General features: G+C 63.2%; 2 protein-coding genes. Both read right to left on the bottom strand.

Annotated elements, in window-relative coordinates:
* Nucleotides 1–242: 242 nt before the first annotated feature.
* Nucleotides 243–647: a hypothetical protein gene (locus tag AC1DR1_RS23080; RefSeq protein WP_476993445.1), complete on the bottom strand. Its 405-nt coding sequence runs from the start codon at nt 645–647 to the stop codon at nt 243–245.
* A 175-nt stretch (nt 648–822) separates the two neighbouring features.
* Entirely contained in the window at nt 823–1425 is a 603-nt protein-coding gene (locus AC1DR1_RS23075; protein ID WP_476993444.1) for a relaxase/mobilization nuclease domain-containing protein, read from the bottom strand.
* Nucleotides 1426–2283 lie beyond the last annotated feature (858 nt).

The raw sequence follows: 2283 nt of genomic DNA, 5'->3' as shown, positions 1-2283 counted from the left end.
ACCAACCTCCAAGGCGCCAAATCGGCAGGGGCAGACTTGCCGATGCCCGGGCTGCCCGGGCTGCCCGGGCTTTAAAATCATTCGAGGCCAATCGTCCGCCGCCGACATGCGGCTCGTGGCCGCAACCGATTACCGCATTGACCAGCGTGTGACGGTTAACGGTCGATGCGCGTCAACCGACCCGATTTCTCAAAGGGCACCGGCAAGTCGCAAATCAGAGATCCAGACCCGAACCGCAGTCTCTACTCCGTAATGTTATTTGCCACCGCCAGACGCCATGTTGCCCGGTCCTGAGCGTTCTCATCGGTGTTGGTCACGGTGAACGCAAAGTTTTCGGTTTCACCCTTGCCTACATCGAAGTTGATCGTTAGCTGGCCGTCGAGGTCGCCGGTGTCCTCGCTGGTTCCTTCGAAGAGCCGCGTCAGCCCGGTCGCGAAGAACTTGCCGCCGGAGACAGATCCTTTCAGGAAGATGTCCGACCGGCATTCGCCCCCCCAGGAGAAGACGGCGTTAAGAATCGGCACGTCCCTGTCACCCTCCTCGAGGAAGGTGACCTGCCGAGTCCGAAGCGTCCCGCGCTGATTCACGCCGACGTCCTCAAAATCCATACCATCGGCGTCTACATTTACTGTGATCTGTCGGGTCATGATTCTCCCTTTCGTGGTCATAAACCGGCTTGATGGATATCCGCCGGTAACTACGAGAGTAGGAGCTGGGCGTTACGAAGCCGTTACAGGTCGGAGTTTCGTAGCCTTCGAAGGATTCCCCCGGAGCGTTGCGCGGCAGCCCGTGGCGTTAGCGGCCCAGGCCCTGGTCCGGGCCCTATCCGGGCGTTCCTTCCCGACCCGCGGGCCGGTCCTTGGCACGCGGGCCGGTGCCGGGGGTGCCTTGGGAGGGTTTCGGCGGGGTGGGGAAGCTTTGGGCCATCAGGCGCTGCATTTCGCGTGCCTGGGCCAGGGTTTCGGCCCGGGCAGCGGTGATCCGTTGCGCGGTTTCCTGCTGGTGCCCGTGCACAGTTTTTTGGCTGGTCCGGGGCCGGCCCGGGGTTTTCTGCCGTGGTGCCTGCTCGAGCCCGAAGTGCTTCTCCAGCGCGGTGGCCGCGGCCTGGGCGGCCCGGAAGTCCTGGCGGGCGTGCCAGACGTTCCCGGTGTCGCTGATGCGGCTGACCACGATGTGCACGTGGTCCTCCCCGTGGCGGACCACCACCCAGGGGTGGTCCTCGTAGCCCATGCGTTCGGCCATGATCGTGCCCGCGTCCCGCCACTGCTCATCGCTCAGCCGCCGGTCCCCGGGCGCGCAACRCAGGGAGACCTGCCAGATGGGCTTCTTGATCTCCGGTCGGGGGCCGGCCGCCTCGCGCAGATCCGCGGCCCAGACCGCCCCGTGCGTGTTCCCCTCCCGGCCCAGGTTCCCGCCGATCACCACACCCCCGGAATACCGTATGTTCCCGATTGTGTAGTGGTGCGGCGATCCCCCTTTGGCAGGCCGGCGAATGGACCGCCCCATTTGGTGGCAGCGCCCTCGTCATCCTCTTCGCCGCGTGCTCACACAAAGACGCCGGGCCTCACCCAGAGATGACTTCTAGTTGCCGCACAAGCCGGTCCGCCACCGCGACACCTCCCAGCCTGCACTGGCGCTGCGAGAAATCCAGTACAGATACTGGAAACCTGGATTCAGGTATACCCCCGCCTGCAAAAYTCTCCCGCCCGAGTTGAATAATCGCGACCGTTGCACCTGCCCGCACAGATCATCGCCTTGGGCTACCGTTTCATCGCCGACGAACTCCCCGAGAAAGGCCTTGCTGCGGGCGAGAACAGGGTCCACAGCCTGTGCAGGGACCATGAATAGCACGATAACGCCGCGATAACGGGCCCGGCCTAGCATTGCTCACGAGAGCCAAGAGTCAGTGAACCACCTTCGGGAGGTACGTCAATGCTTGTGAAACGGATCGGCAGCCGATCACCAAGCGTTCTGCCACATCGAGTGAGTATCCCGAGCAGGCTAATAGAGGGCGAGATTGGCGCCGGGACCCTCGTCAGGAAACTCACAACTCGACTCAGGTTACCGACATGCGCAGGCTGTCAAGACCGAGCAGATGCACTCAACCGCCGACTCGTATTCGTGGGAGCCGGCAATCCTCCAGCCCCTAAACCAGGCTGCTGGTTCGCGGGCACGGCATGCTTCGGATTCATCCAGACACTAAAGTTCTGCTGTGGCGATGGCACGGAGTACACCGAGCCATACGGCTGGTGTATCGGCTTCTGGTTTGCCCCGCCGTGCTAC

The sequence above is a fragment of the Arthrobacter sp. P4_F10 genome, from assembly GCF_056401435.1.
This window is presented reverse-complemented; position numbering and strand designations above follow the sequence as displayed.

What these genes read in the sequence shown, in the direction of transcription:
- AC1DR1_RS23080 (WP_476993445.1), bottom strand. Translation starts at nt 647, where the DNA reads ATGACCCGACAGATCACAGTAAATGTAGACGCCGATGGTATGGATTTT.